2 protein-coding genes and 1 pseudogene are annotated in these 2,371 nt (G+C 35.5%); 1 reads left to right on the top strand and 2 read right to left on the bottom strand.

All coding sequences use genetic code 11. The features are described from left to right. Positions 1-146: 146 nt before the first annotated feature. Complete coding sequence (locus AFK68_RS01515; RefSeq protein WP_094671077.1) at positions 147-872, top strand: PEP-CTERM sorting domain-containing protein; 726 nt, start codon at positions 147-149, stop codon at positions 870-872. Between the two features lie 794 nt (positions 873-1,666). Here the strand turns inward: AFK68_RS01515 and AFK68_RS01510 are convergent. Both AFK68_RS01510 and AFK68_RS44040 read right to left on the bottom strand, forming a co-directional pair. Further along, positions 1,667-1,981 (bottom strand): Mo-dependent nitrogenase C-terminal domain-containing protein, encoded by a 315-nt coding sequence (locus AFK68_RS01510; protein WP_094671076.1) that lies wholly within the window; start codon positions 1,979-1,981, stop codon positions 1,667-1,669. Between the two features lie 224 nt (positions 1,982-2,205). Beyond that, positions 2,206-2,274 (bottom strand): annotated as a pseudogene (locus AFK68_RS44040) (Hsp70 family protein); the annotation flags it as partial. Positions 2,275-2,371: the final 97 nt, after the last annotated feature.

The following is a 2,371-nucleotide window of genomic DNA, read 5'->3' as shown; positions in this document are numbered from 1 at the left end:
CCCTTGAGCTATTGCACTTTTTATCAAATTAGTGCATGATGGTAAATGAAAGGTAAACAAGCAGAACTAAAAAATAAATCTTCAGATTTACACTTTATATTCTAGAAGTTAAAAGTTACAACAAACCAACAAGGAGAATAATTAAGATGAAAAGCGTATTATCTACTGTATTAGCTGCTTCTGTAATGAGCATTGGGTTGGTTGGTATATCCACTACAGATGCTCTTGCTAACAATGGGAATGGGAATGGCAATGGCAATGGCAATGGCAATGGTAACCAAAACAACACCGAAACTTCAACTGCCGAAGCTGAAACTAACATTTTTTGTACTGATTTAGATTTCTCTGGCATATCCACTTATACTGGTTGCGAACGTTTTGATGGTAATGACTCTAATTCATTATCCAATGTAGCAGGTCTATTTGAAAATGGAGCAAATATCAATCAAAATTGGAGTTTTAATGATGATTACAAGATAGATATTGATGAAGAATATTCTGATCCTGGTGTATCAACTGATTTCTACAAACTAACTCTTACAGAAGATAATGCAGGAACAGTCGAATTTTTGCAAGACGTTAACTATGAGTTTGCTCTTGTTCTAAAAACAAGCACAAATTGGAGTGCATACGAGTTCGATGGCATCAAAGCAGGTGACATTTTAAACATCAATACTCTGGGTGTCTCCACCAATAAGGGACAAGGCAGAGCTTTCTCTCATGTGTCTTTCTACGTTTCCGATACACACGCTGCTCTCAACGACGATATTAATTCTAACCCAAAAGTTCGCGTACCAGAACCTAGCAGCATTGCAGCTTTAGCATTCATCGGTGGTGGAATATTCCTTACCCGTCGTCGTAAGTCTAAGTAAGAAATTCTTTAACTATAATTGCATCTACTATAAATTCTAAAGTTGGAAAAAATGATATTCCCATAACTGGCATTCTCCTAAAAGCTAAATAGGAGAGTTCCAGCATTTTTTTATTTGTATATTCATAGTATTTCTGAGCTTTGTTGTATCAATAGGTGATATCAAATCTAGATAATTACTGTAACCTAGTCATTGCGACTGGAACGGAGTGGAGGGAAGCAATCTCAAGCCCTGAGATTGCTTCCTGTCGTTGCAATGACGACTATTCAATGGGATTCTATATGAAAGGGTAATATCAAATCTGGATAATTACTATCGCCTAGTCATTGCGACTGCAAGGGAGTGGAAGGTTTGCGGAGCATTCCAGAACGGATAGCAATCTCAGGGGTAACGCGAGATTATTTCCTATCGTCGCAATGACAAGTTTTCAGCCAGATTATATCTGAGCAGACAGAAGTCGGGTAGATGTAGGTTATATGATGTTCGGTTGAATAGTTATAATTAGGATATAGATGGAAGAGATATCTCAAACCCCTGAGATTGCTTCCTTCCACTCCGTTCCAGTCGCAATGACTTTATAGTTAGTATTTATCCGAACATAATATTAGTAGTGTGAGCCTCTTTGCTGTGCCTATTCCCTATTCCCTATTCCCTATTCCCTAGCGCGTAGCGCCATAACACCAAAAAACCCAATTTCCTCCTTGAAACTGGGCTTTAATTACCACACTAAATATTATTCAGAAATTAACAGCAAACAACATAAAAACCAAACAATTTAAAATCAGAAATAGATTTCAACAATACCTACTAATATCCTCCCCACAATCATCCGCCAGAAAACTTAAAGCCCTAAATCTTAATCCGATAAATTGGTCGTACAAAGGATTAAGTTTACACATAGGAGGAATATGGAAAAGTAGATGTCCGAATAGTTTTATATCTCTCTCAAAAGGACATTGAGCTGGAATTAATTTACATAACCAATGTGCCATTTTTCGATTGTTTACTTCTACACCATCAAGATATTTTCTAATTGGTTGTAGTAGCCTATCTAAATAGTTATGATCGCCATGAGAAACTTCTGGAGAAATACTTGTAATAGAACTCATAATTCAGATAATCCTATATAAATTCAACTCTATCAATCATATTTCTACTTTAACTTTGATGTCACCAATTGCATAGTTAAATTGGCCGATTTTGATAAATTTTCACAATAACTTTAATTTTTTACCCTACTATTGTGAAGATTCGATTAAGTATTTTAATTTGTGTTTCAAATCACAGGCTTTTATTAAAAAAATTTGTTAGCATAGATATGAAACTTTTCGGATTTTTTTTCTTCCATGACGGATACTACGGAGTTTGTTGTACCCAGATCTATGCCGACTACTTTGCCCATGCCTTAGTTTTTTTGTTCTATCCTTTTGTTAATTATTTTATCGTGTCAAATTCTTTGGTCTTTTGAGATTGCCTCACTATACTAATCTATATTAAGG

The sequence above is a fragment of the Hydrocoleum sp. CS-953 genome, from assembly GCF_002260545.1.
In the GTDB taxonomy this organism is placed as follows: Bacteria; Cyanobacteriota; Cyanobacteriia; order Cyanobacteriales; family Microcoleaceae; genus Trichodesmium.
The sequence above is the reverse complement of the archived record's forward strand: the minus strand, read 5'-3'. Positions and strand labels throughout refer to the sequence as shown.